The organism is Parasaccharibacter sp. TMW 2.1891, from assembly GCF_023337675.1.
Lineage (GTDB): Bacteria > Pseudomonadota > Alphaproteobacteria > Acetobacterales > Acetobacteraceae > Bombella > Bombella apis.
In genome coordinates, this window is the sequence record NZ_QORT01000001.1 from 332,773 (window position 1) to 354,887 (window position 22,115).

General features: G+C 59.6%; 19 protein-coding genes. 7 read left to right on the plus strand and 12 right to left on the minus strand.

What is annotated here, in order from left to right:
* Positions 1-23 precede the first annotated feature (23 nt).
* Entirely contained in the window at positions 24-701 is a 678-nt protein-coding gene (locus DTJ15_RS01480; RefSeq protein WP_232317267.1) for a 4-hydroxythreonine-4-phosphate dehydrogenase, read from the plus strand.
* A gap of 3 nt (positions 702-704) precedes the next feature.
* On the opposite strand, the gene DTJ15_RS01485 is transcribed toward DTJ15_RS01480, so the two are convergent.
* The 4 genes from DTJ15_RS01485 to DTJ15_RS01500 all read right to left on the minus strand — a co-directional run bounded on the left by DTJ15_RS01485 (position 705) and on the right by DTJ15_RS01500 (position 5,223).
* Positions 705-1,157, minus strand: a complete 453-nt coding sequence (locus DTJ15_RS01485; RefSeq protein WP_043561650.1) for a DUF1489 family protein — start codon at positions 1,155-1,157, stop codon at positions 705-707.
* A 76-nt stretch (positions 1,158-1,233) separates the two neighbouring features.
* On the minus strand, positions 1,234-2,403 hold the full coding sequence (hemW, locus tag DTJ15_RS01490; protein WP_249090013.1) for a radical SAM family heme chaperone HemW: 1,170 nt from the start codon (positions 2,401-2,403) through the stop codon (positions 1,234-1,236).
* A gap of 2 nt (positions 2,404-2,405) precedes the next feature.
* Positions 2,406-4,376, minus strand: a complete 1,971-nt coding sequence (locus DTJ15_RS01495) for a potassium transporter Kup (RefSeq protein ID WP_043560963.1) — start codon at positions 4,374-4,376, stop codon at positions 2,406-2,408.
* A 169-nt stretch (positions 4,377-4,545) separates the two neighbouring features.
* The gene (locus DTJ15_RS01500) at positions 4,546-5,223 is read right to left on the minus strand and encodes a YggS family pyridoxal phosphate-dependent enzyme (RefSeq protein ID WP_052349214.1); all 678 of its coding nucleotides are present in this window, start codon (positions 5,221-5,223) and stop codon (positions 4,546-4,548) included.
* Positions 5,224-5,317: 94 nt separating this feature from the next.
* On the opposite strand from DTJ15_RS01500, the gene DTJ15_RS01505 reads away from it, so the two are divergent.
* Positions 5,318-6,646, plus strand: a complete 1,329-nt coding sequence (locus DTJ15_RS01505) for an RsmB/NOP family class I SAM-dependent RNA methyltransferase (RefSeq protein WP_248630336.1) — start codon at positions 5,318-5,320, stop codon at positions 6,644-6,646.
* Between the two features lie 20 nt (positions 6,647-6,666).
* Here the strand turns inward: DTJ15_RS01505 and DTJ15_RS01510 are convergent, their stop codons facing one another.
* The gene (locus tag DTJ15_RS01510) at positions 6,667-7,689 is read right to left on the minus strand and encodes a cysteine synthase A (RefSeq protein ID WP_043560960.1); all 1,023 of its coding nucleotides are present in this window, start codon (positions 7,687-7,689) and stop codon (positions 6,667-6,669) included.
* A gap of 277 nt (positions 7,690-7,966) precedes the next feature.
* Between DTJ15_RS01510 and DTJ15_RS01515 the strand changes: the two genes are divergently transcribed.
* Entirely contained in the window at positions 7,967-8,338 is a 372-nt protein-coding gene (locus DTJ15_RS01515) for a rhodanese-like domain-containing protein (protein ID WP_043560957.1), read from the plus strand.
* A gap of 7 nt (positions 8,339-8,345) precedes the next feature.
* Here the strand turns inward: DTJ15_RS01515 and DTJ15_RS01520 are convergent, their stop codons facing one another.
* Complete coding sequence (locus DTJ15_RS01520) at positions 8,346-9,296, minus strand: DUF2272 domain-containing protein (protein ID WP_081563375.1); 951 nt, start codon at positions 9,294-9,296, stop codon at positions 8,346-8,348.
* A gap of 286 nt (positions 9,297-9,582) precedes the next feature.
* On the opposite strand from DTJ15_RS01520, the gene DTJ15_RS01525 reads away from it, so the two are divergent.
* Together DTJ15_RS01525 and DTJ15_RS01530 are read left to right on the plus strand one after the other, a co-directional pair.
* Positions 9,583-10,224 (plus strand): hypothetical protein, encoded by a 642-nt coding sequence (locus tag DTJ15_RS01525; RefSeq protein ID WP_249109255.1) that lies wholly within the window; start codon positions 9,583-9,585, stop codon positions 10,222-10,224.
* Positions 10,225-10,330: 106 nt separating this feature from the next.
* Positions 10,331-11,053 carry a hypothetical protein gene (locus DTJ15_RS01530; protein ID WP_249085363.1) on the plus strand — a complete coding sequence of 241 codons (723 nt, stop codon included), beginning with the start codon at positions 10,331-10,333 and terminating at the stop codon, positions 11,051-11,053.
* 77 nt (positions 11,054-11,130) lie between these two features.
* On the opposite strand, the gene DTJ15_RS01535 is transcribed toward DTJ15_RS01530, so the two are convergent.
* The 3 genes from DTJ15_RS01535 to DTJ15_RS01545 all read right to left on the minus strand — a co-directional run bounded on the left by DTJ15_RS01535 (position 11,131) and on the right by DTJ15_RS01545 (position 15,918).
* The gene (locus tag DTJ15_RS01535) at positions 11,131-12,783 is read right to left on the minus strand and encodes a Hint domain-containing protein (RefSeq protein WP_249109257.1); all 1,653 of its coding nucleotides are present in this window, start codon (positions 12,781-12,783) and stop codon (positions 11,131-11,133) included.
* A gap of 253 nt (positions 12,784-13,036) precedes the next feature.
* The gene (locus DTJ15_RS01540) at positions 13,037-14,677 is read right to left on the minus strand and encodes a Hint domain-containing protein (RefSeq protein ID WP_249109259.1); all 1,641 of its coding nucleotides are present in this window, start codon (positions 14,675-14,677) and stop codon (positions 13,037-13,039) included.
* A 251-nt stretch (positions 14,678-14,928) separates the two neighbouring features.
* Positions 14,929-15,918 carry an aldo/keto reductase gene (locus DTJ15_RS01545; protein WP_081562594.1) on the minus strand — a complete coding sequence of 330 codons (990 nt, stop codon included), beginning with the start codon at positions 15,916-15,918 and terminating at the stop codon, positions 14,929-14,931.
* Between the two features lie 231 nt (positions 15,919-16,149).
* On the opposite strand from DTJ15_RS01545, the gene DTJ15_RS01550 reads away from it, so the two are divergent.
* Together DTJ15_RS01550 and DTJ15_RS01555 are read left to right on the plus strand one after the other, a co-directional pair.
* Complete coding sequence (locus DTJ15_RS01550) at positions 16,150-17,226, plus strand: GTP-binding protein (protein ID WP_249109261.1); 1,077 nt, start codon at positions 16,150-16,152, stop codon at positions 17,224-17,226.
* A complete protein-coding gene (locus DTJ15_RS01555; protein WP_043560946.1) occupies positions 17,223-18,305 on the plus strand; it encodes a WD40 repeat domain-containing protein in 1,083 nt (360 codons plus the stop codon). The genes DTJ15_RS01550 and DTJ15_RS01555 overlap by 4 nt, the downstream gene beginning before the upstream one ends.
* Before the next feature lie 48 nt (positions 18,306-18,353).
* On the opposite strand, the gene DTJ15_RS01560 is transcribed toward DTJ15_RS01555, so the two are convergent.
* The 3 genes from DTJ15_RS01560 to DTJ15_RS01570 form a co-directional block, all read right to left on the minus strand.
* The gene (locus tag DTJ15_RS01560; RefSeq protein WP_052349166.1) at positions 18,354-19,709 is read right to left on the minus strand and encodes a chloride channel protein; all 1,356 of its coding nucleotides are present in this window, start codon (positions 19,707-19,709) and stop codon (positions 18,354-18,356) included.
* A gap of 170 nt (positions 19,710-19,879) precedes the next feature.
* On the minus strand, positions 19,880-20,830 hold the full coding sequence (locus DTJ15_RS01565) for a cation diffusion facilitator family transporter (RefSeq protein WP_052349165.1): 951 nt from the start codon (positions 20,828-20,830) through the stop codon (positions 19,880-19,882).
* On the minus strand, positions 20,811-21,929 hold the full coding sequence (locus DTJ15_RS01570; RefSeq protein ID WP_249109263.1) for a cation diffusion facilitator family transporter: 1,119 nt from the start codon (positions 21,927-21,929) through the stop codon (positions 20,811-20,813). The genes DTJ15_RS01565 and DTJ15_RS01570 overlap by 20 nt, the downstream gene beginning before the upstream one ends.
* Positions 21,930-22,115 lie beyond the last annotated feature (186 nt).

Here is a 22,115-nt window from a genome sequence, read left to right on the forward strand (position 1 = left end):
ATCAGGACAGTCAGGGACGAGGGATGATGGAAGCGCTCCGGTTCATTTTTATGCTGACCCGTGATGACCGCACGGTGGACAATGCTCTGGAGGCTGTGGACATCGCCCTGCGGCTGGGCATCCGGCATGTTGGCTTCAAGGATATTGGTCTGCCCGTGGAGCAGTTGCGGATACTGGCGGACAGGATCCGTTCTGCTGGAGCGACTTCATACCTGGAAATCGTGTCACCGGACCGGGAGCGAGAGCTGGATTCCGTCAAGGCCGGGCTGTCCCTGGGGGTGGACTGCCTGATGGGAGGCACGCATGTGCCGGATGTGTTGCCTCTTCTGGCAGGGCATGACGTAGCCTACTACCCGTTTGCAGGGCATGTTGTGGGGCATCCAAGCGTGCTGAAAGGCTCACCGGAGGAAATAGCCCGCAATGCGGTGGAATGGGCCGCCCATCCCGCCGTGACGGGGCTGGACCTGCTGGCGTACCGGAATGACGGGAATGTCCCGGAGGTCATCCGGGCCAGCTGTGCAGCTGTAAAGAAACCCGTGATTGTGGCAGGGTCCATCAGCACACCGGAACAGATCAGGACGGTCCGGCAGGCCGGGGCGGCGGGGTTCACCGTGGGGACATCGGCTCTGGAAGGGACATTTCCCGCCGAAAGCAGTGGTCTGGAAGATCAGCTCCGGGCCGTGATGGCCTGCTGTTCCTGACCGTCACAGAAGGCCCAGCTCGGACAGCTGGTTGCGGAGGGAGGCCGGCAGGGAACTGATCCCGTCATCGGGGAGATCAGCGGCCCCCTGACCAAGATCGGGTGGAGCATCTTCCGGTTTGAAGTACCGCCAGCCCTGAAAAGGCCGCATGGGCCGTGGCTGGGTCGGGATGACCTCGTCCGAGACGAGGATCAGCGTGCCGGGATGGCCGTCATCCCGGGTGTAGCTGTCAAACCCGATGATGGGCTGCCGGCACATGATGAGACCGTTGATGACCCGGTAGATGGACCCGCCACCCTGCACGATTTCCTCAGCCCGTTTGGGCATGGTGCGGGTGCGCACGTAGGCTGTCCCCTTGTGGCGTTCCACCGCCACCCAGTCCCGCAGCATCTCGGGGGAGGTGCAGCCTACGATCAGCTTTATCATGTGGAGGGTGGGGGCTTTCTGTGCAGACATGGCGGGCATCACGCTGTGGATGATGGAAGGCTGCCCCTGTAGATGGGGTGCAGTCTGTTCTTTTCAAAGGTGGCGTTCAGAGAACAAGCTGGCCAAGCAGGGCTTCCAGCCGGAGACGGCCTTCATCCGTGGCCCGGAGGGTCTGGGCATCCTGTTCCAGATAGCCTTCCTCAAGACAGGCCTCCAGAATGACGGGGTCGAGGCAGTCTCGCAGCGGCAGGCCGGTCCGTCTGCTGAAATGGGCCGCATTGATGCCTTCCCGCAGGCGCAGCCCCATGAGCAGGGCTTCATGAGCCTTCATGTCCGGTGAGAGTGTTTCATCGTCCCTTGTGCCATGCCCATGTGTTTCCACACGCTCTGCCCAGGGTTCCGGGGCACGATGGCGGCGTGTGGCGTGGAGCTGGCCCCTGAAGGTCAGGCGGCTGTGGGCACCGGGGCCAATGCCCAGATAGTCGTCATAATGCCAGTAGGTGAGGTTGTGGCGGCTTTCGGCACCGGGGATGGCATAGTTGGAGATTTCATAGTCACGCAGGCCGAAACGGGCGGCTTCGTCACGGGTCATCATGTAGAGGGACGCCGCCAGATCATCCTCAGGCAGGACAAGGTTGCCCCGCCTGTGCTGGGCCTCGAATTTCGTGCCGGGTTCGATCGTCAGCTGGTAGAGTGAGAGGTGGTCTGCGGCCAGAGCCAGGGCCTGACGAAGTTCCGCACGCCATTTTTCTTCCGTCTGGCCGGGGCGGGCATAGATCAGGTCAAAGGAGAGGCGGGGGAAAATGCTGCGTCCCAGCTCCAGGGCCGCAATGGCCTGTCGTGCCGAATGTTGCCGCCCCAGAGCGGCCAGGTCGGTCTCATCAAGGCTCTGCACGCCGAGGGAAAGACGGTTGACGCCTGCCTCTGCAAAGGCACGGAACCTGTCGGCCTCCACACTGGTGGGGTTGGCCTCCAGCGTGATCTCGAGGTCATTCACGCTGGGGAAGAGGCGGCGGGCATCCTCGATCAGATGATGGACCGTCTCCGGCTGCATGAGGGAGGGCGTTCCCCCTCCGAAAAAGATCGAGACAAGCTGCCGGGGGGCGTCCTGAATCAGCCGTGTGGCTTCATGCTCCAGCTCGGCCCTCAGGGCGTTGGCGAAACGCTCCTGAGGGATGGTTTCCCGCACATGGGAGTTGAAATCACAGTACGGGCATTTGGCAAGGCAGAAAGGCCAGTGGATGTAGAGCGAAAGCGGAAGGGGCTGGTGGGCCACGATCAGATCGCAACCCGTACCCCGAACTCCATGACACGCTCCGGCGGAATCCGGAAGAACTCGGAAATCGACGTGGCATTGTTGAGGAGATAGAGGAACACCCACATCCGCCAGAGTGACATCTTCGGCACCTTGGAGCGGAAGACGAGGTCATGCGAGGTGAAATAGGACGCCTGAATGGGGTCGAAATCCATTTCTGTCATGCCAGCCAGTGTCAGGGGCAGGTTGGGCATCTCCATGAAGCCGTAACGGATGATGACCCGGCGGATGCCTGGTGCCAGTTCCTTGACAGTCATGCGCTGGTCGGGGTCCGCTTCCGGCTGGTCGAGCGTCTGCACGGTGACGAACAGGACTGTCTGGTGCAGGACCTTGTTGTGCCGCAGGTTGTAGAGCAGGGCATCCGGCACCATTTCCGGGTCCGAGGTCAGGAAGACGGCCAGACCGGGCACACGGATGGTGCGGGACTGGGTCAGCCGGGTGATGAAGGAGCCCATCGGCACGGCATCACGTTTTTTCGTGTTGCGGATGAGCTGGCGGCCACGTTGCCATGTGGTCATGATGAGTGTGCTGCCAACGGCGATGCTGAGCGGGACCCACCCTCCATCCGGAATCTTCATCACGTTGGAGGAGAAGAAGACGGCATCCATGATGAAGAAGAAGCCGAACACGGTCCCCACGGCATAGCTCTTCCACTGGAAGACACGGCGGAAGACCACCATGGCCAGCACACAGGTGCAGAGGAAGGTCCCTGTCACGGCGATGCCGTAGGCAGAAGCCAGGGCCGCAGAGGAGCGGAAGGCGATGACCAGCACGACGGACCCGAAGGCCAGCAGCCAGTTGAGGGACGGCAGGTAGATCTGCGCTTCCTCATGCGGGTTGGTGTGGATGATGCGTGTGCGGGGCAGGTAACCAAGCTGGATGAGCTGGCGGCAGAGGGAGAAACTGCCAGAGATGCCCGCCTGGCTGGCAATGATGGTGGCCATGGTCGCCAGCAGCAGCATGGGTATCTGCATCCAGTGCGGGGCCAGATAGTAGAAAGGATTGGCCAACGTGGTCGGGTTGTGGATGATGGAGGCAGCCTGCCCGAAATAGTTCAGCGTCAGGGCAGGCAGCACAAGGAAAAGCCATGCAAAGCGGATGGGTGTGCGCCCGAAATGGCCCATGTCGGCATAGAGGGCCTCCGCCCCGGTGACGGACAGCACGACCGATCCCAGCGCAATGAAGGACAGCTTGCCATGCGTGACGATGAAGCGGATGGCCTCCAGCGGGGACAGGGCCAGCAGCACACCCGGATGCAGCATGATCCCTCTTGCCCCCAGTATGGCGATGGTGAAGAACCATACCAGCATGATGGGCCCGAAAGCCCGGCCTATCTTGCCAGTGCCCAGAGCCTGGGCGGCAAACAGCCCCAGCAGGATGATGATGGCCGCCGGGATGATGAAGGCTGAAGCCTCCGGCACCGAGACCTCCACCCCTTCCACGGCGGAGAGGACGGAGATGGCTGGTGTGATGATGCCATCCCCGAAGAACAGACAGGCCCCGGCAATGCCGATCAGCCCGAAGACCCAGCGGAAATAGTTGGATTTGCAGACACGCTGCGCCAGAGCCATGAGGGCGATGATGCCCCCCTCCTTGTTATGGTCGGCCCGCATGATGAGAATGACATATTTGATGGTCACAACCAGCATCAGGGCCCAGAAGGTGAGGCTGGTCAGCCCGATGACTTCCCACGCATGGGCGGGGTGGGTTTCCGACCCGACATTGCGGATGGAGGATTGCAGGGCGTAGAGCGGGCTGGTCCCGATGTCGCCATATACGACACCCAGAGCGGCCAGCATGGCGCCAATGCCCTTGGGGTGGCTGTGCCCGCCGGGCTCCGGCGGCGGCGGTGCTGCCGTTGGCGTACCAACAGAGCTGGGATACCGGGCGTCAGAAGAAGATTCCTTGAGGGACACGCTATCCTGTTCAGACATGGTGAAACCATCCTGTATGACTGATAGACACCCATCCCCCGCAGGAAGACAGGCAGAAGTGCCCCCACGGAAGGAAGCACAGGCTGTAATGATTCTGGCTTCATGACAGTTTTTTTATGGGGAATGCAAGAGACAGCCCGAAAAAACTGTCATCCCTGTCATGCCGATATTACGGGGCGGGGCGGTCTCCAAAGATGGCCGTGCCGACACGGACAAGTGTTGCCCCCTCGGCGATGGCGGTCTCAAAGTCGGCCGACATGCCCATGGAGAGAGCGGGAAGGCCATGGCGGCGGTTCATCTCCGCCAGCCTGTGGAAGAAGGGGCGCGGGTCTTCGTCGGCGGGCGGGATGGCCATGAGACCTTTCACATGCTGGCCAAAACGGCGCAGGGCATCCTCGATGAACCGGTCCGCCTCCGAGGTGGCGATGCCGGATTTCTGCGGTTCATCACCAATGTTCACCTGCACGAACAGCTCAGGCAGGCGGCCCGTTTTCTGGGACGCCTTTTCCAGCGCCGTGCTGAGGGAGGGGCGGTCCAGACTTTCGATCACGTCGGCAAGGGCGCAGGCCTCGGTTGCCTTGTTGCTCTGGAGCGTGCCTATGAGATGCAGGCGTAGGTCCGGCCATTTTTCCCGCAGGGCAGGAAATTTGGCGGCGGCCTCCTGCACGCGGTTCTCCCCGAAAATGCGCTGTCCAGCTTCAAGGGCCTGCTGTACCGCACTTTGCGGATGGAACTTGCTGACGGCCACGAGGCTGACCGCTTCCGCCGGGCGGGCAGCCCTCTGGCAGGCGGCGCTGATGCGGGTCTGGATGCCTTCCAAGGCATGGGCGATGGTATGGTCTGTCATGATTGATGGATTGCAGCCCCTTTGGCGGGGAGGGTCAAGGGGGCGTGTAAAAACCATCTTGACTTTCCTGCCGCTGACTCCTGAAAACGGGCGCATGACAAATGCTTCTTCTCCCCGTCCAGCCCGTTCACACCCCAAGGGTGGCCGGGGGCGGCGGCCTGCTGCCCGCCCTGCCTCCATTTCCCGCCATGAAGACCCGGTGAGGGATCTGGCCTTCGACATCATCTGCGGTGTGGTGGAACATCGCCGGATGCTGGAAACCACGCTGGAGCGCAGCAGCTGCGAGGGGCGGGACCGTGCGGCGGCCCACCGTCTGGCGGCGGCCACGCTCCGCCATCTGGGCAGCATGACGGAGCTGCTCCAGCCGCTCCTCCGCCGCCAGCCGCCGGAGCCGGTCCGCTGTGCCCTGCTGCTGGGTGTGGCGCAGATCATCCATCTTCAGACACCCCCTCATGCGGCCGTGGGCACGATCGTGGACCTCCTGCACCGGCGTGGCCTGTCGCCTTTTGCCGGTCTGGCCAATGCCGTCCTGCGCCGTGTGGTGCGGGAGGCTGAAACGCTGAAGGAGGGGCTGGATGATGCCCGGCTGGATGTGCCGCACTGGCTCTGGAGTTCCTGGGGGCGGCGGGCACGGTCCATCACGCAGGGTTTCTATCAGGAAGCGCCGCTGGACCTCACCGTGAAGCCTGGTTATGAGGCCCCGGAAGGGGGCGAGCCCCTGCCGACGGGGACGGTCCGCTACCCGGCGGGTACGAAAATGGCAGACCTGCCGGGCTTTGCGGAAGGGCAGTTCTGGGCGCAGGACATGGCGGCGGCCATGCCGGTCCGGCTGATGGGCGACATGCGGGGGAAGCGGGTGGCCGACCTGTGCGCCGCACCGGGGGGCAAGACGGCCCAGCTGCTCTGTGCGGGTGCCGAGGTGATGGCCGTGGAGCGTGAGAAGCCCCGTGCCCAGAGGCTGAAGGAGAATCTGGCCCGCCTCCAGCTGAAGGCCGAGGTCATTGTGGGGGATGCCCTTCGCTGGCGTCCTTCCGAGCCGCTGGATGCCGTGCTGCTGGATGCGCCCTGCTCGGCCACAGGGACGCTGCGGCGTCACCCGGATGTCTTGTGGATCAAACGCCCCCGGGACATCACCACGCTGGCAGCGGGGCAGGACCGTTTCATTGATGCCGCCTATGACATGTTGAAGCCGGGCGGGATGCTGCTCTATGCCGTCTGTTCCCTTCAGGATGAGGAAGGTCCGCAGCGTATCGCTCACGCTCTGGAAGATGGCCGGTGGAAGCTGTCTCCTTTTACGGAGGATGAGCTGGCGGCTCTTCCCCGTGCCCGCACGGAGGAAGGGTACTTCCGTACCCATCCGGGCATGAACGTGGCACAGGGGGGCATGGATGGCTTCTTTGCCGCCCGGCTGATCCGCCGTTAGGAGCGGACCAGCCCGGGATGTCACATCCAGGGCGGGGTGGGCAGGTTTTTGCTGCGGAGGAAGTCCGGGTTGAAGAGCTTGGACTGGTATCGTGCCCCGCCATCGCTGAGGATGGTGACGATGGTATGCCCCGGCCCGAGACGGCGGGCCGTGCGGATGGCCGCAGCAATGTTGATGCCTGATGACCCGCCCACGGAGAGACCTTCTTTCATGGTGAGCTGGTAGATCTGTTCCAGAGCTTCGGCATCGGGGATGCGTTCGGCGTGATCGGGCGCACAGCCTTCCAGATTGGCCGTCACACGGGACTGGCCGATCCCTTCGGTGATGGAACTGCCGGTGATGCTGAGGTCATTGGCGGTCACCCAGCCATACAGGCCGGAGCCCTCCGGGTCGGCCAGGACGATCTCGGGAGATTTCCGGCCATCCCGCTGGGCCAGCTCCCGCAGGCCGAAGGCGATTCCTGCCAGTGTACCGCCGGACCCGCAGGAGCAGGTGAAGGCGTCGACCTTTCCGTCCAGCTGGGACCAGATTTCCGGGGCCGTGGTCGTGCGGTGGGCGTCCCGGTTGGCCGTGTTGTCGAACTGGTTGGCCCAGAAGGCCCCGGTTTCTTCGGCCAGACGGCGGGAGACATGCACGTAATTGCCGGGGTCCCGGTACGGCCTGGCGGGCACGAGGCGCAGGTCCGCTCCGATCATGCGGAGGAAGTCCAGCTTTTCCCGGCTCTGGGTTTCCGGCACGACGATGACGGCCTTGCAGCCCAGTGCATGGGCCACGAGCGTGATGCCGATGCCCGTGTTGCCTGCCGTGCCTTCCACGATCGTGCCGCCCTTGCTGAGGGCACCACGGGCAAAACCGTCCTGAATGATGGAAAGGGCCGCCCTGTCCTTGACGGACCCGCCGGGATTCATGAATTCCGCCTTGCCATAGATGGTGCAGCCCGTGATCTCGGAAGCATGATGCAGGCGGATGAGCGGGGTATTGCCAATGGCTTCCACCAGAGAGGGGCAGGGCAAGGCGTGAGGATGGGATGACAGATGTGACATATGTGCTTTGTTCCGGTGGATGGTGTGGGGCGAGGTCATGATGGCAGAGAGGGTATCATCATTATGTTCTACGTAAAATGGTGTGGAAGAATCATTATAACTATTTAAGATGGTTATAATACTCTCCCCGCCATTGAACTCTGGGGAGAGCGGAACAACATCAGGTTGTATGATGAGTGCAGGTCTGGCTGTACGGTTCCGGGTCGTGAATGTTCGCCCGTCTGTTGGGGGAGCGAAACATGGCCGGGACGGGGCGCCTGCGTAAAAGGAGGCTGACATGGAACATTGTACTGCGAAGGAAAGCTGGGACCGTCTTCAGGCTGATGCACGGGCCGTGCTGGTGGATGTCCGTACACCGGAGGAATGGGCGCAGGTGGGCCTGCCAGAGCTGGGAGCTCTGGGCCGGAAGGTTGTGGCGTTGACATGGGGGGCAGGCAGTGAGGCCGAGTTCCTCCACGGACTGGAAGAGGCCGTGCCGGACAAGGCCACGCCGATCTTTTTCATCTGCCGTTCAGGCATGCGGTCGCAGAAGGCTGCCGCACTGGCTGCCCAGGCCGGGTACAGGACGCTGACGAACGTTGCTGATGGCTTCGAAGACAGGCATGGCCCCGGCACGGGGTGGAAGGCCAGCGGCCTGCCTGTGAAGTAGGATCGTTTTACTGCCCGCTGTCCGGGTCCATGTCGGCATCGTAGCGGGGGGTCAGGATGGCACACCACGGGTAACGGCTGTCGTAGCTTCGCCCGTCTGGTGTGCTGACATGGCCGGTGCTGTCCGTTGGAACGTGGGTCAGCGAGACGGCATCATCCACATTGCCTCCCACGATGCTGATTTCCTTGCCGAAAGGCGGGGCATTCTGGCCCGTGGCCACCACGATGCCGCAATGGGCCGGGAAGCCGTAGGAGGTCGGCAGCATGGCATATGTGATGCTGCGGCTCCGTCCACGGCCCACGCAGAGTATGTCCCCCAACCGTGGGGCATAATTGGCGGGATTCTGTGCTGAAATACCCGGATTGTTGCCGGAGGCTGCGGCATTGATGTAGGTGGCGTGGTTCGGGGAGTAGGGGAAGCGGATATTGGCACCGCCAATGCGCATGACGTAGGAGATGAAGGCGGCGGACCAAGCGTAGTTGCCGTCCCGCTGGAAGGAGAACAGGGTGCCATTGCCATCGGTACGGCCTGTCCAGCGGGCCTCATTTTCTTCCGGGGCCTGGCCGATCCACCAATATTCACCAATGCGCTGCCACAGGCCGGGCAGACGCTCCGGCTTGAGGGCGGGGCTTGTGGGCTCTGGCCTGTCATGCGGGTCCGCATCGGCAACCGGACTTCCGAACATCCGCCATTCCCGCAGGGCGATGGCGGCGACATCCTGACGGTTGAAGGGGGCAAAATTTTCGCTGGCAAAAGCCGGGACATGTGTGTCGTATCCCAGCGGGCCAGTCTGCCCATTGGCATATTGCGTCATGGGGGTGAGAGCAGGAGAATGCTGGCTGCTGCTACATGCGGCAAGCAGGGCCAGACCGCAGAGCGCCCCCCAGCCAGCCAGGGCCCTGCGGGCGACATCCCAATGGGCCGCCTGATTGCTTTCAGAGTGACGAACTGCCTTCATGATGACCTTACGCTTGCCTGCTGCGTCTGTGAGCATTTTTCATGCCCGGAAGAGGCTCAGATTAGAATGTTTTCATGGGATTGGGAACGTATTTTGCTAAAGCGGCAGGAGAAAGGATGGTGGTCTGTCGACTTGCCGGGACGGGGTAATATGGTTTCAGGGGCAGGGTATTATTTTATGTCACAACTATGGCATTTGTAATGCATTTTGAGTAATTGGTCGTATTCGTTCAGAATAAGACTGGGGGCTGCAGGGTATGAGACGATACTCCATTCCAGGTACATTCATGTGTTGCGTGTCCCTGATGGTGCTTGGTGGCTGTGATACGGTCAAGATACCGTATAAGGATGAGGATCATGCTTGGGCGGCCCGGACTGGACATGCAACCGTGATCGTACGGGCGTCCGCCATTTTTGGGCAAAAGCAGTATTATTGTGCCAATCTGGTGGAAAACTCGTTCCTCTTCCCGGATACACCGTACTATCGGGACTGGATATGGGTACTGCAGTCCCCCTATCATTTTAAGGGTGACATTACCCGGAAGGCGAAGGCCCTGTTGCGCAAGGCTCCCCGGCAGGCCATGTGCACATTTGTGTTCAGGAATGTTCCTGCTGGAAAATGGGTGTTTTTTGGCAACATCCAGCATTATCTGGCGCAACCGCAGACGCACTGGGTAAGCGGGATGGAGCTGCGCAGCAATATTTCCGGCTTCAACCTGTTGTGGGGAGGTATTGTCGTGCAGGATGACATGGGGGTCATTGCACGACAGGTTGTTCAGGATGGCAACAGGCGAAATGATATCGGCCTGTTCAAGGCCCGACATTTTGGAGCGGCTGCGGATGTCAGTACGTGGCATCCGACAGAGGAAGAAATGAAGGGGCTGGGACTCTCCGACCAGGAGATGCGACAGGTGGTCGAGGCAAAATGATGGCATTCCGTATCTTTTGCCGCCTATCATGCAGACGGTATGGCTGCGCCATAGAGATTTGACGTCACTGGAAGAAGGATCATTCCGGATAATGGTTTTTGGAAAAATGAGACTGTATACTCTGGCAGGACTTGCCGGGATCATGGGACTGTTGAGCGGATGCTCCGGCTATGACGGAAATTTCAAGGTCAAGCAGCTGGCCTGGGCTGGACAGCCAGGTAACAGGACTTTGGCCGTGCAGCTTTCTGGCCACGATAACCTCCATCCACAGCTTTCCTGCAGGGTTGCTGATGTGGATGTCATGCTGATGCCGGATGCCCCGTATTTCCGTGATTATCTCCGCATCGACATGGCACAGGCGGGGTTCAGGGAGAAAATTGGCAACAGCAAGGCCCTTGCCCTGGTGCGGCATGCTGCCCGCAATGATGCCTGTCAGCTGGTGTTTGCCAACCTTCCGGCTGGCAGCTGGCTTCTCGCCACACGGCCTCATTTTTATGTCAATGACGAGGCAGCTGCCCAGCAGGGGAAGCCCTCACAGCATGATGTGGCACCAGCCATGTTCATGTGGAACAGGATTACGGTTGATGCGGATAATGACGTGACGGCCGTGCATGTTGAAAAAGACCTGAGCCGGATTGTCCGCAAGAAGCATCAGTATGTGCGTAAGCACACGCACAAGAAATCAAAGAAGAGGATCCGGGAGTTCCATGGTGAAGGCTCCCCGGATACACAGCAGGACAGCTGGATCATGACCCCGGCAGAGAAACAGGCCCTTGGTATTCCGGGCATGACCCTGACACCAACTGCCGTTGCTCCATCCGGCCAGTAAAGGTTGGCATATATGGCAGGAAACGGAGAGCATTGATCCAATGCGGTGTTGGAACAAGCTCTCCGTTATCCATTGATTTATCCCGCTTTTTTGACGGGTTTGTATTTCAGTTCGTTTTGATAGGTCGTCAGCGGATGTTCTGCATCAGCCGGATAAGGCCCAGCGGAAATGATTTCGATGGCCAGCAGTCCAGCTTCCGTTACAGAGTGTTGACTGGTATGGGGTAGATCAAGGGTAGCCGCTCTTTTAGTCCACCTCATTTTAGAATTTTCCAAATCGAACCAGCCTTCCATATCTTTATGTGTCAGGTGTCTATCGATATTTATGCAATCTATTCCATGGAAATAAAGTATTTCTCCTACCAAAACGCCAAGCTCGCGCCTGTCATCCACGACAGGACCATGGACGTCATAAGGTCTTCCTGTTTTTGAGAGGATGGTTACTCTTTTTACCCCGGCAGGTATGTGAAACACTTTATAGTTGTTTGAAGATCGTTTTTCTTGAAGAACATGCCCCTGTTCCGTGAGTAGTTGCAAGGCAGGATTGTGGGACACGGTTTCAGTTTTGTAGGCGTGCTGAACTGGAAACAGAAGCTGTTTTGCACGTTCAAGCAGCTTTTGATGGATAGGAGCTACAAAATCTTCTGCTGTGCATAATGGCGCTGCAGCATCTTTCTCCCATGATAGATTTTTTGAAGTAAAATCATATTCTATGACGTTTGTGTCTCCATTATCTCGCTGAAACTGGAAACGGTTTCCTGTATTGAGATAACTTTCCGTAAGAACATTATTTGCAGAAATGATGCTGTGTGTTGATGTTTCTATATGAAATATGTCATAATAAGAGAATGGTCCGCTCTTTTCGGCTGTATCGTGCATGCTTGTATCATAATATATTGATCGTCCGTTCACCATGATACGGACTGGAACAAAATGTTTTTCCAGAAGCAGGCAGTGCTCCGCGGTAACAAGAAGATCCTCGGAAGGAACATTGTCTGCCAGTGCATTTTTTTTGATACGGACCGGATAGCCGGCCATGTCCAAGGGGAGAGATGAGTCTATACGGACCCTGCTCTGTTGGCAGAAGACAACATGCTGGGGAAGAGGCTCATTTCGCCCCGATTCAGGATTGAAAGTAATTACAATGTCATTTCTGGTCAAATTTTCTATCTTTTTCGGCCCTGAGAGGGTTTCAATCATGGTTCCAGAAAGAAAGCATGTATCAAATGTAAATTTCTGGCCAAGTGAGCCATCTGTTGCTGTACCGTTATCGTCCTGCTTGAAGGTGTAAGGAATTCCATTTAACCAAAGAGTAAAATTGTTCCCGATAGACCAAGGAAGTCGAAAATTAAAACTGTATGAATACTGCGCTTGTGTTGGGTCGATCAGGGAGCGTCCATCAATACTGGAAGATGAGCTGCCCGGAACATCAGACGTGATAACGTAATACCCACCACTGCCATTACCAATGATAAAACCATTTACAGCCTTATTTCCCCAAGAGAAATCATAACCACCAGATGTAATGACACTTCCCGTATTCGGATCCTTTATTACAAAGTCCTGTACCTTTTGGTCAGATGTTTGGGTAGGGGTGTGAGTTGTAAAAGTGGCATCAACACCAAACAACTGGGATGTTATGTAGCCATTTCCATTTGCGTCAACAGATAGGGATGCAATATTTACTCTATATGTTCCAAGTGCAACGACAGGCTGCGGATTGCCGGGCATGCATGATTCTCCAAAAGAGCCAATCTTTCCTTTACCGTATAATAATAATATTTTAAGTGCAAATTCAATTATCTTTTGAGTAAAATTAACCAAATATCAATAAATGTACATTCTTTTTTCTGGTAAATCGTATTTTCTGATCGGGCAGGTAGCGCATTTCAGGTGCACAAGAGCGGAAGGAAGGTTCCTTTGCTACTCATGTTCTCTTGGTGTTTCGTGGGAACCAGTATCAGACGCCCCCAGTTTTCCTTCGTTATACAGCCCTGACGAGACCGGGCTGTGTCGTCATGTCAGCTCCATCTTCCAGAGAGTTGTTGGCCGACAGGGGATAGGGGCCTGCCGCCATGATCTGTATGGCCAGCAGCCCCGTCTCCACACCATCATTGTATTCCGGCTGACTGGGGAGAGGGAGTCTTGCAGCCCCCTGCGTCCAGCGCATGGAGGGGTTTTCCAGCCCGCACCAGCCATCCAGCTGATCGGTCGTCAGGTGTGTGTCGATGCTGGTGGAATGGGCAGCCTGGAAGTGGAGAATTTCTCCGACCAGTACCCCTAGTGTGCGCCGGTCATCAACAAAGGGGCCGTGAGTGTCACAGGGGCGGCCTGTTCTGGAGACCAGCGTGACATGGGTTGTTCCGAGGGGAATGGAAAAGAGCCGGTACCCTGCGGATGTCCGCTTCTCATGCAGGACCTCTCCCCGGTCCGTGACCAGGTGGAAGGCTGGATCCTCGCAAAGGGCCTCAGCCTTGTAGGGGTGCTGGATGGGGAAACTCAGCTCTTCTGCACGCTGGAGGAATCCCTGATGAAGGGGCGCCACGAATTCCCGGGCCGTGCACAGGGGAGCAGCGGCATCACGGTGCCATGACCGTTTCCGTGTAGAGAAGTCATGGGTGATGACATTGCCTGTATGACTGTCATGGCTGGACCCCACGAACTGGTAACGGTTGCCCGTATCCAGATAGCTTTCCGTCATCACATCATTGGCGAAGATGACGCTGTGCATTTCCGTCTCAATGTGGAAAATGTCGCAGGCCATCTGCCGGATTCTGTCTGTCATCTCGAAATGGATGGACCGGCCATTGACCAGCATGCGGGCAGGGACAAAGCGGTCACCAAGAAACAGGCAGTGCTCCGCCGTAACCAGAAGGTCTTCGGAGGGTACGCCATCCGCCAGGGCGTCTTTTCTGATCCGTACAGGGTAGCCGGCCATATCCATATGGGGGGAGGATGTTATCCGCAGCCGACTTCTGCCTGCCCATGTGAGACGCTGCGGCAGGGTCTGCCCGCTGATGGGGTTGTGGGTGAGAATGACATCACCAGTCTTGAGCTCTTCCACCTTGCGGGGGCCGTCTGGCGTTTCGATCAGGCTGCCAGCCAGAAAGCATGTATTGAAGGTAAACTGTTCGTTCAGAGCACCATCAGTGGCTGTACCATCATTGTCCTGATGGAAGTAATAATGCTGACCATTCAGATCGAGGTCGAAGAAGTTGCCATTGGCCCAGTTTCTGGAGGAATCGTTGATGTAAGTGTAACGTGCCTCCGAGGGGTCAAGCAGGGTGGCACCATCAATGGTGGATGAGGAGCTGCCAGGCACGGCGGAGGTGATGATGTAATAGCCCCCCGACCCATTGCCGATGATGAAGCCGTTTACCGACTTGTTGCCCCATGAGTAATCATAACTGCCGGTAAGCTGTTTTTTCGTTTGCGGATCCTGGAAGGTGAAATCCTGGACCTTCTTGTCATTGCGACCGGTCGGGGTATGGGTCGTGAAAGTGGCTTCCACGTTGTATTTGGGATTGGAGATGGTGGCCCGTTTCGTTCTCGGGTCAACTGTCAGGGAGGCGATATCCACCAGGTAGGTCCCGGTAGCGACAACGGGTTTCGGGTTACCAGCCAACGTCTGTATCCTTCGGAGGTAAGGCTTGCTCTCCGGAAAGGATATAGGTCGTTCATCTTATAATTCTCTTAACAAAAAATGGCATTAAAGTTGTATAAAAACTAATATAAAGTTAACTTCAAAAAGAAGGACTTCATATTTTTCCGTATGTTGGCCCATGTCATGTTCTGGTCCAAAAGCAGCAGAAGAAGTGGCCAGAAAGCCATGCCACTTCTTCGCCATATTGCTTCAATTTAATGTGAAGTTTTTTCTCATGACTTCCGGGCTGGTGGGGCCATGAAGGCAGGAGAGATGGGTGTGGGGACATGACGTTCCAGAATGGCGTCAATATCCTTCCTGTCCTGATCGGTCAGCTGCCAGCCGAAGACATCCGCAACACCATCAATCTGTTCCGGCTTGCGGGCACCCCACAGGGCAATGGTCGGTCCCTGGTCCAGCACCCAGCGGATGGCCAGCACCATGAGGGACTTGCCGTGGCGGTCCGCAATCGTCTTCAGCTCGTCCACAGCAGCCAGATAGTCCTTGAAGTGCTCTTTCTGGAACTTGGGGTCGCCAGACCGCAGATCACTTTCGGGGAAGGTCTTGTCCGCTGTCATCTTGCCGGTCAGCAGGCCACGGCAGAGCGGGCCATAGGCCAGCGTGACGAGCTTGTGCGTCTTCGCATAGGGCAGCACGTCCTTTTCAATCTCACGTTCAAAGAGATTGTAGGGGGACTGGACACTGGCCAGCGGGGCCACCTCACGGAAGATGTCCATCTGCTCCGGGGAGTAGTTGCTCACGCCAAGGGCACGGATTTTCCCCTCCTTGTGGAGCTTTTGGAGCTCACGGGCCGTCTCGTCGATCGGCGTGTTGGGGTCCGGCCAGTGAACCTGCTCGAGGTCGATGGTCTCGACACGCAGGCGGCGCAGGGAGTCTTCCACTTCCTTGCGGATGCGGGCAGGGCTGGAATTGCGGAACGGCTGGTGATCGTCGTTCCAGTCCAGTGCGAGCTTGGTGGCGATGCGGGCCCTGTGGGGTTTTTCTGCCAGAGCACGGCCCACGACTTCCTCGGAATGACCAAAGCCATAGACCGGAGCGGTGTCGATCAGGTCCACGCCTTCATCAAGGGCACGGTGGATGGTACGGACGGCATTGTCGTCATCAGGGCCGCCCCACATCCAGCCGCCAATGGCCCATGTGCCAAGGGCAACGCGTGATACGGGTCTGTCAAAACCGGGAATGAGAATGGTGTTTTCATTCATGGGTTTGTCTCCATCAGAAAATGAGGGCGGAGGATGCGGAATGAATCATGCCTCGGCCCGGACCTGGAGGGCGGCCCCTCATCATGCGGGGGCGGGCAAGGCCCTTCCGGCCTCTCCGCCCATATTGGGATAGGGGCGGCGGGTTATGCAACCACCTGTCCTTCTTTTTGGTTTTGAGACGGGAGAAGAGTATGCTCAGCTCAACTCTCAAGGAGAACAAGGACAGACATCATGGCTGATTCACAGACCAGAAAAATCCCCGTCACGGTTCTTACCGGCTTTCTGGGAGCGGGCAAGACCACACTGCTCAACCACATCCTGACAGCCGATCACGGGCGGAATTACGCCGTGGTGGTCAATGAGTTCGGGGAGCTGGGCATCGACAATGATCTGGTGGTCGATGCTGACGAAGAAATCTTCGAGATGAACAATGGCTGCATCTGCTGCACGGTGCGGGGCGATCTCATCCGGATTCTCAGCCGTCTGCTGCGCCGCCGTGGCAAATTTGATGGCATCATCGTCGAGACTACCGGCCTGGCCGATCCGGCCCCCGTGGCGCAGACCTTCTTCGTGGATGAGGGCATCCGTGAAAAAGCCGAGCTGGATGCCGTCGTGACGGTCGTGGACGCCTACAACGTGCTCCAGACCCTCAAGGAAAGCCCGGAAGCCGTCAATCAGGTGGCTTTTGCCGATGTCATCATCCTGAACAAATGTGACCTTCTGGATGAGGCCGCACTGGCCGGGGTGGAGCAGAAGCTGCGGGCCATCAATTCCGTCGTGCGGATTCATCGGGCCGAGCGGGGCAAGGTGGCTCTGGATGACATCCTCAACCGTGGCGGGTTCGACCTCAGGCGTGCCCTGTCCACCATGCCGGACTTCCTTGAGGAGGACGGGCATGACCACCATCATCACGATCACGATCACGATCACGACCATTGCCATTGTCATGACCACGACCACCATCATGAGGCAGCCCACGGGCCGGGCGGGCATCATCACGCCCATAGCGAGGATGTGACGAGCCACTCCTTCACCGTCACGGAACCGCTGGATGAGGAACGTTTCCACGCCTGGATCGGCCTTGTCCTGCAGGAGCAGGGACCAGACATCCTGCGGGCAAAGGGCATCCTGCATTTCAGGGGCAAGGACGAGCGTTTTGCCTTCCAGGCCGTGCACATGATGGCGGATGGCGACTATATCGGGCCGTTCAGGGCGGGAGAGACGAAACAGTCCCGCATCGTGTTCATTGGCCGCAAGCTGGACTGTGCCCAGCTTCAGCGTGGCTTTGAAGGGTGCGTGGCCGTATGAGTGCGCCGCAGAGCAGGACCCTGTTGCAGACCCGTGGGGCCGAGCGTCAGTTTGAGGCTCCGATCACCGGCGTGCAGGCCAGCCGTGATGGCCGGACCTTTGCCGCCCTGACGATGGATGGAGAGCTCATCCTCATCTCCCGGGACGGCCTGCGGGCTTCCGAAGACTGGCAGTGCCTGTCTGTGCATGACGGGGCGGTGTCCCTTGCGCAGGGTTGCGGGAAGGACAGCTTCCTCAGTGGCGGGGAAGATGGCCGTGTCGTGGAAACACGGGCCGATGGCACCATGACAGACCGTCATGAGGGCCGTGGCTGGGTGGACTGTCTGGCCAGTACGCCTACCCACTGGGCCTGCGCCAGCAGGAAGGAGGTTCATCTCTACGCCCACGGCGCGGATGAACCCCTGAAGGTGCTGGAGCATCCTTCGGCCCTGAGCGGTCTTGCCTTCGATGCCAAAGGCAAGAGGCTGGCTGCCTCGCATTATAATGGCGTGTCCATGTGGTTCGTGCAGGCGAAGGACGCCAATGTCCGTTCTCTGGAATGGAAGGGCAGCCATACCGGGCTGTGCATCCATCCGGGCGGCGAGGCACTGGTGACGAGCATGCAGGAGAATGAGCTGCATGGCTGGCGTCTGTCTGACGGGCACAACATGCGCATGAGTGGCTATCCCCGCAAGATCGGGTCCATGAGCTTCACCCGCAAGGGTCGCTGGCTGGCCACATCAGGGGCGGATGCCGCCGTGCTGTGGCCGTTCTTCGGGGGTGGCCCGATGGGCAAGCCCCCCATGGAGCTGGCCCGCCTGCCGGGGCTGTTCGTGACCTGCGTCTGTGCCCATCCCACGGATGACATTCTGGCCATCGGGTTTGAGGATGGCACGGTCCTTCTGGCGGAAGTGCCCAATCATGCTGACGAGGCTGCCGCAGGAGAGGGCCGCATCCTGCCACTCTGCAATGGCCAGCGCAGCGGTGGTGCCGCCCGTGGTGCTGTGAATGCCATCGCCTTCACCCCGCAGGGGGGAGCCGTCATCTTCGGGACAGAAGAAGGCTATGTCGGGGTTGTGGACTTGTCCGCTCAGGGCTGATGTCCTCAGGGATGGTCTGCCTCCAGTCCGGCAGACCATCTTTTTTTCTCAGTCCTTGGACTGTTTGTTCTCTTCGTGTTTCTTCTGGAGATACCCTTCCTGCCGGGCCATGAACTGGTCGGCCAGACGCCCGTAGAGGGAGTGGGGGCAGACCATGCGTGAGACACCAAAGGCCAGAAAAGCCGTGGCTAGCAAGGCCAGGGTGATCTGCTGGTTGTCGCACATTTCCATCACGATGACGGTGGCCGTCAGCGGGGACTGCACCACACCGGAGAAATAGCCGACCATGCCCAGCAGCACGACGGCTCCGGGGGCTGTGTGAGGCAGGAAGCGGGCAACCCAGCCCCCCACCGAGGCTCCTATGGAGAGGGACGGCGCAAACAGCCCGCCCGGTATGCCGGAACAGTAGGAGATGATGGTGGCGGCATATTTCATCAGGAAATAGGACATGTGGGCATGGCGGGAGCCAGCCACCAGATGATGGGCCTGCACATAGCCCGTGCCGAACGTGTCACCGTGGCTGGCAAAGCCCAGCATGGCGAGGATGACCCCGCACAGGGCTGTGAACAGGATGGGCCGGTTCTTCTGGATGGACCCGATGAAACCGGGCAGACCCTTGCCGACCCGGATGAGAATGGTGGAGAAGAGTCCCCCGCCCAGCCCGCCGAGAATGCCGCAGGCCAGCACGGCAATCCAGGCCGTTCCGACGGGAACATCCACCGAGGCATGGCCGAAATAGGTATAGTTTCCGCCCGTCAGGACAATGGCTGTCACACCGGCGAGGACGACGCCCGTCAGCATCACGCCGGATGTCCGCTGCTGGAAGGAGCTGGCCAGTTCCTCGATGGCGAAGACAATGCCAGCCAGCGGCGTGTTGAAGGCGGCGGCCACACCGGCAGCCCCGCCTGCCAGGATGACACCCCGACGGGTCGAGACGTTGGCATGGCCCAAGAAGCGGGAATAGGCGTTCATGATGGCCGCCCCGACCTGCACCGTGGGGCCTTCCCGCCCGATGGAGGCCCCGCAGAGCAGGCCGAGTGTGGTCATGCAAACCTTTCCGACGGCAATGCGCAGGGCAAGGATGCGGTTGACGAGGGAGAAGTCCTCAATATGTAGCGTGGCGATGGTCTGCGGGATGCCGGACCCCTGCGCCCCGGGGAAGAAGCGTTTTGTCAGCCACATGGAGAGGGCGAGCCCGCTGGGAATGACAGCGAACATGACATAGGGATTCCAGTGCTGGAGGCCCATGCAGAGGGAGCTGGCATAGTCAGCCGCCCGGGCGAACAGCCACGCCGCAATGCCGACCGTGATGGCCCCGGCCCAGAAGATGAAGGTCCGTCGCCACTGCGAGGTGCGCATCCGGGCCGAACGGCGGAAATGCGTGATGCGGTTGCGCCGCCTCATGGCGTGGGGTGAACCGGGGGCAGGAGCGGGGGCGCTTTGGGAAGAATCGGACACGTCTGGGGTGGATCCGCCACAGGGCTGGGGGTGAAGAGGTCATGCCCTGTTTCGGACGGAGCCTTCCCTGCGGTCAAGGGGGGCCATGGTTTTGCATGGCAGATGTGACATGACGGTTACATGACGAGCACACCGCTGGCCCCGGGCTTGTGGCGTTTGGCGAGGTCCTCCGGCTCCACATGGATATGGATGGAGGAGCGGCCCAGCACGGCCCGTATGGCATTTTCGATCCGGTCGCAGATGTCGTGGGCGTCCGTGATGCGCATCTCATCCGGCACGATGAGGTGGAACTCCACGAAATAGAGGGACCCCACCCGCCTCATGCGGAGGTCGTGGGCTTCCAGTGCTCCCTGGCCTGCCTGCGTGATGGTCTGGCCGACCTCATGGACCAGTTCCGGCGGTGGAGCCTCGTCCAGCAGGCCGGTCATGGAATGGCGCATCATGCCGAAGCCGGTCCAGAGGACATTCAGGGCCACGAGGGCGGAGAGCAGCGGGTCCAGCCAGAGCCAGTGCAGCAGGGGGATGAGGCAGACACCGACCAGCAGGGCCAGGCTGGCCCAGACATCGGAGAGAACATGATCCCCGGCCGAACTAAGGGCCTGTGAGTGATGTGTCCGGCCCATCCGTCGCAGGATGAGGGCCCAGATGAGGTTGATGACCCCGGCAGAGGCATTGAGGAGCGCCCCCGGCAGGGGAGCTTCCGGGGCCTGTATGTGCAGGGCATCGTGCCCGGCAATGGCCAGGATGACCAGGGCCGTCAGCACCACCAGAACCCCCTCGATGACGGCCCAGACATATTCCGCCTTGCCGTGCCCGTAAGGGTGGTTGTCATCTGCCGGGCGGGCGGCAAAGGCCACGGCCCAGAGCGTGCCGACGGAGGCCAGAACGTTGAGGATGGTTTCGATGGCATCGGACAGCAGGGCACCGGAGCCGGAGACGGCCCATGCCGCATATTTGATGCCCAGCACCACGAGGCTGACGAGGATGGAAAGACGGGCCACCCGCAGGCGGAGTGGCGTGGTCGTGTTCTCCCTTGGCACGGCGCTTTCAGGCGTGGTGGTGGTCATGGGTGCAGTCCGTCTCTTTCGGGGCGGTGTGGGGGGTGTTGCAGCCGGGTGTGGCGCAGCCGGCTCCTTCGGGCGGTTCCACCTGGAAGGTGGGATGGCCTATGGCGAATTCCTCCCGCAGCAGGATGGTCGCCCGGGCCAGAAGGTCGGCCGTCTGGCTCTGGGCTTCCAGAATGGTGCAGTCTTCCGGCACGGGGTGGAGGACCAGATGGACCGTCAGGGCTGTCTCGGTCGTGCTGATGGGCCAGATGTGAAGGTGATGCAGGTCGGCAATGCCGGGCAGGCTCCGCAGGGCGTCTTCCACGGCACGGGGAGTGATGGTCTGCGGCACGCCATCAAGGGCCAGGCCGAGCGCATGGGTCAGCAGGGACCATGTCCCCCAGATGATGAGTCCCGACACGATGAGGCTGGCCAGAGGGTCGATGCAGGAGAAGCCGGTCAGCGTGATGAGGACACCGGCAATGACCACGCCCAGGGCCATGAGGGCATCGGAGGCCATGTGCAGGAAGGCTCCCCGCATGTTCAGGTCATGATGGGCGCCCCGCATGAGCAGCAGGGCCGTCCCGCCATTGATGAGGATGCCGATGCCCGCCACGATGCTGATGGTCTGTCCCTGCACGGTTTCGGGATGGATGAGGTGCCAGATGGCCTGCCAGATGATGCCCCCGGTGACGAGCAGGAGGATGGTGGCGTTGAGCAGGGCCGTCAGGATGGTGGCGCGTTTCAGCCCGTAGGTGAAGCGTTCGCTGGGGGTGCGGCGGGCGAGTATCTGGGCCCCCCATGCGGCCAGCAGGCTCAGCACGTCCGAGAGATTGTGCCCCGCATCGGCCAGCAGGGAGAGGGAGTGGGCGGCGAAGCCCCATCCGGCTTCCCCGGCGAGATAGAGCGTGTTGAGGATGATGGCGATGAGGAACGTGCCACCAAAGGAGGCCGGAGCGTGGACATGCCCGTGCCCGCCATGATGATGGTGCCCATGCCCATGCCCATGCCCATGCCCATGCCCATGCCCATGCCCATGCCCATCGTGGTGATCATGGTCGTGGTGGGAGCAGGCTGTGCCTTCTGCCGGCTCGTGTGGAGGATGGGGCGTGGTCGTCATGGAGGAACCCTGATAGGCACGAAGATGTATGAGGGGATGCAGTATAAGTTAGACCTATCCAGCTTTCACCATTTTTCTTGTCCTGTTTCACATGGAGCAGGGCAGGGAGCGGGACCGGTGGCCTGTCTGTCCTCCCTGCTTGCCAGTGCCCCGGTGCTGGCTTTAAAGGAACGGGCATGACAGCCT

What these genes read in the sequence shown, in the direction of transcription:
- DTJ15_RS01480 (WP_232317267.1), top strand. Translation starts at nt 24, where the DNA reads ATGATGGAAGCGCTCCGGTTCATTTTTATGCTGACCCGTGATGACCGC.
- DTJ15_RS01485 (WP_043561650.1), bottom strand. Translation starts at nt 1,157, where the DNA reads ATGTCTGCACAGAAAGCCCCCACCCTCCACATGATAAAGCTGATCGTA.
- DTJ15_RS01565 (WP_052349165.1), bottom strand. Translation starts at nt 20,830, where the DNA reads ATGACCACCACCACGCCTGAAAGCGCCGTGCCAAGGGAGAACACGACC.
- DTJ15_RS01530 (WP_249085363.1), top strand. Translation starts at nt 10,331, where the DNA reads ATGAGACTGTATACTCTGGCAGGACTTGCCGGGATCATGGGACTGTTG.
- DTJ15_RS01555 (WP_043560946.1), top strand. Translation starts at nt 17,223, where the DNA reads ATGAGTGCGCCGCAGAGCAGGACCCTGTTGCAGACCCGTGGGGCCGAG.
- DTJ15_RS01550 (WP_249109261.1), top strand. Translation starts at nt 16,150, where the DNA reads ATGGCTGATTCACAGACCAGAAAAATCCCCGTCACGGTTCTTACCGGC.
- DTJ15_RS01535 (WP_249109257.1), bottom strand. Translation starts at nt 12,783, where the DNA reads ATGCCCGGCAATCCGCAGCCTGTCGTTGCACTTGGAACATATAGAGTA.
- DTJ15_RS01560 (WP_052349166.1), bottom strand. Translation starts at nt 19,709, where the DNA reads ATGAGGCGGCGCAACCGCATCACGCATTTCCGCCGTTCGGCCCGGATG.
- DTJ15_RS01495 (WP_043560963.1), bottom strand. Translation starts at nt 4,376, where the DNA reads ATGTCTGAACAGGATAGCGTGTCCCTCAAGGAATCTTCTTCTGACGCC.
- DTJ15_RS01500 (WP_052349214.1), bottom strand. Translation starts at nt 5,223, where the DNA reads ATGACAGACCATACCATCGCCCATGCCTTGGAAGGCATCCAGACCCGC.
- DTJ15_RS01545 (WP_081562594.1), bottom strand. Translation starts at nt 15,918, where the DNA reads ATGAATGAAAACACCATTCTCATTCCCGGTTTTGACAGACCCGTATCA.
- DTJ15_RS01510 (WP_043560960.1), bottom strand. Translation starts at nt 7,689, where the DNA reads ATGTCACATCTGTCATCCCATCCTCACGCCTTGCCCTGCCCCTCTCTG.
- DTJ15_RS01515 (WP_043560957.1), top strand. Translation starts at nt 7,967, where the DNA reads ATGGAACATTGTACTGCGAAGGAAAGCTGGGACCGTCTTCAGGCTGAT.
- DTJ15_RS01520 (WP_081563375.1), bottom strand. Translation starts at nt 9,296, where the DNA reads ATGAAGGCAGTTCGTCACTCTGAAAGCAATCAGGCGGCCCATTGGGAT.
- DTJ15_RS01570 (WP_249109263.1), bottom strand. Translation starts at nt 21,929, where the DNA reads ATGACGACCACGCCCCATCCTCCACACGAGCCGGCAGAAGGCACAGCC.
- DTJ15_RS01505 (WP_248630336.1), top strand. Translation starts at nt 5,318, where the DNA reads ATGACAAATGCTTCTTCTCCCCGTCCAGCCCGTTCACACCCCAAGGGT.
- DTJ15_RS01525 (WP_249109255.1), top strand. Translation starts at nt 9,583, where the DNA reads ATGTGTTGCGTGTCCCTGATGGTGCTTGGTGGCTGTGATACGGTCAAG.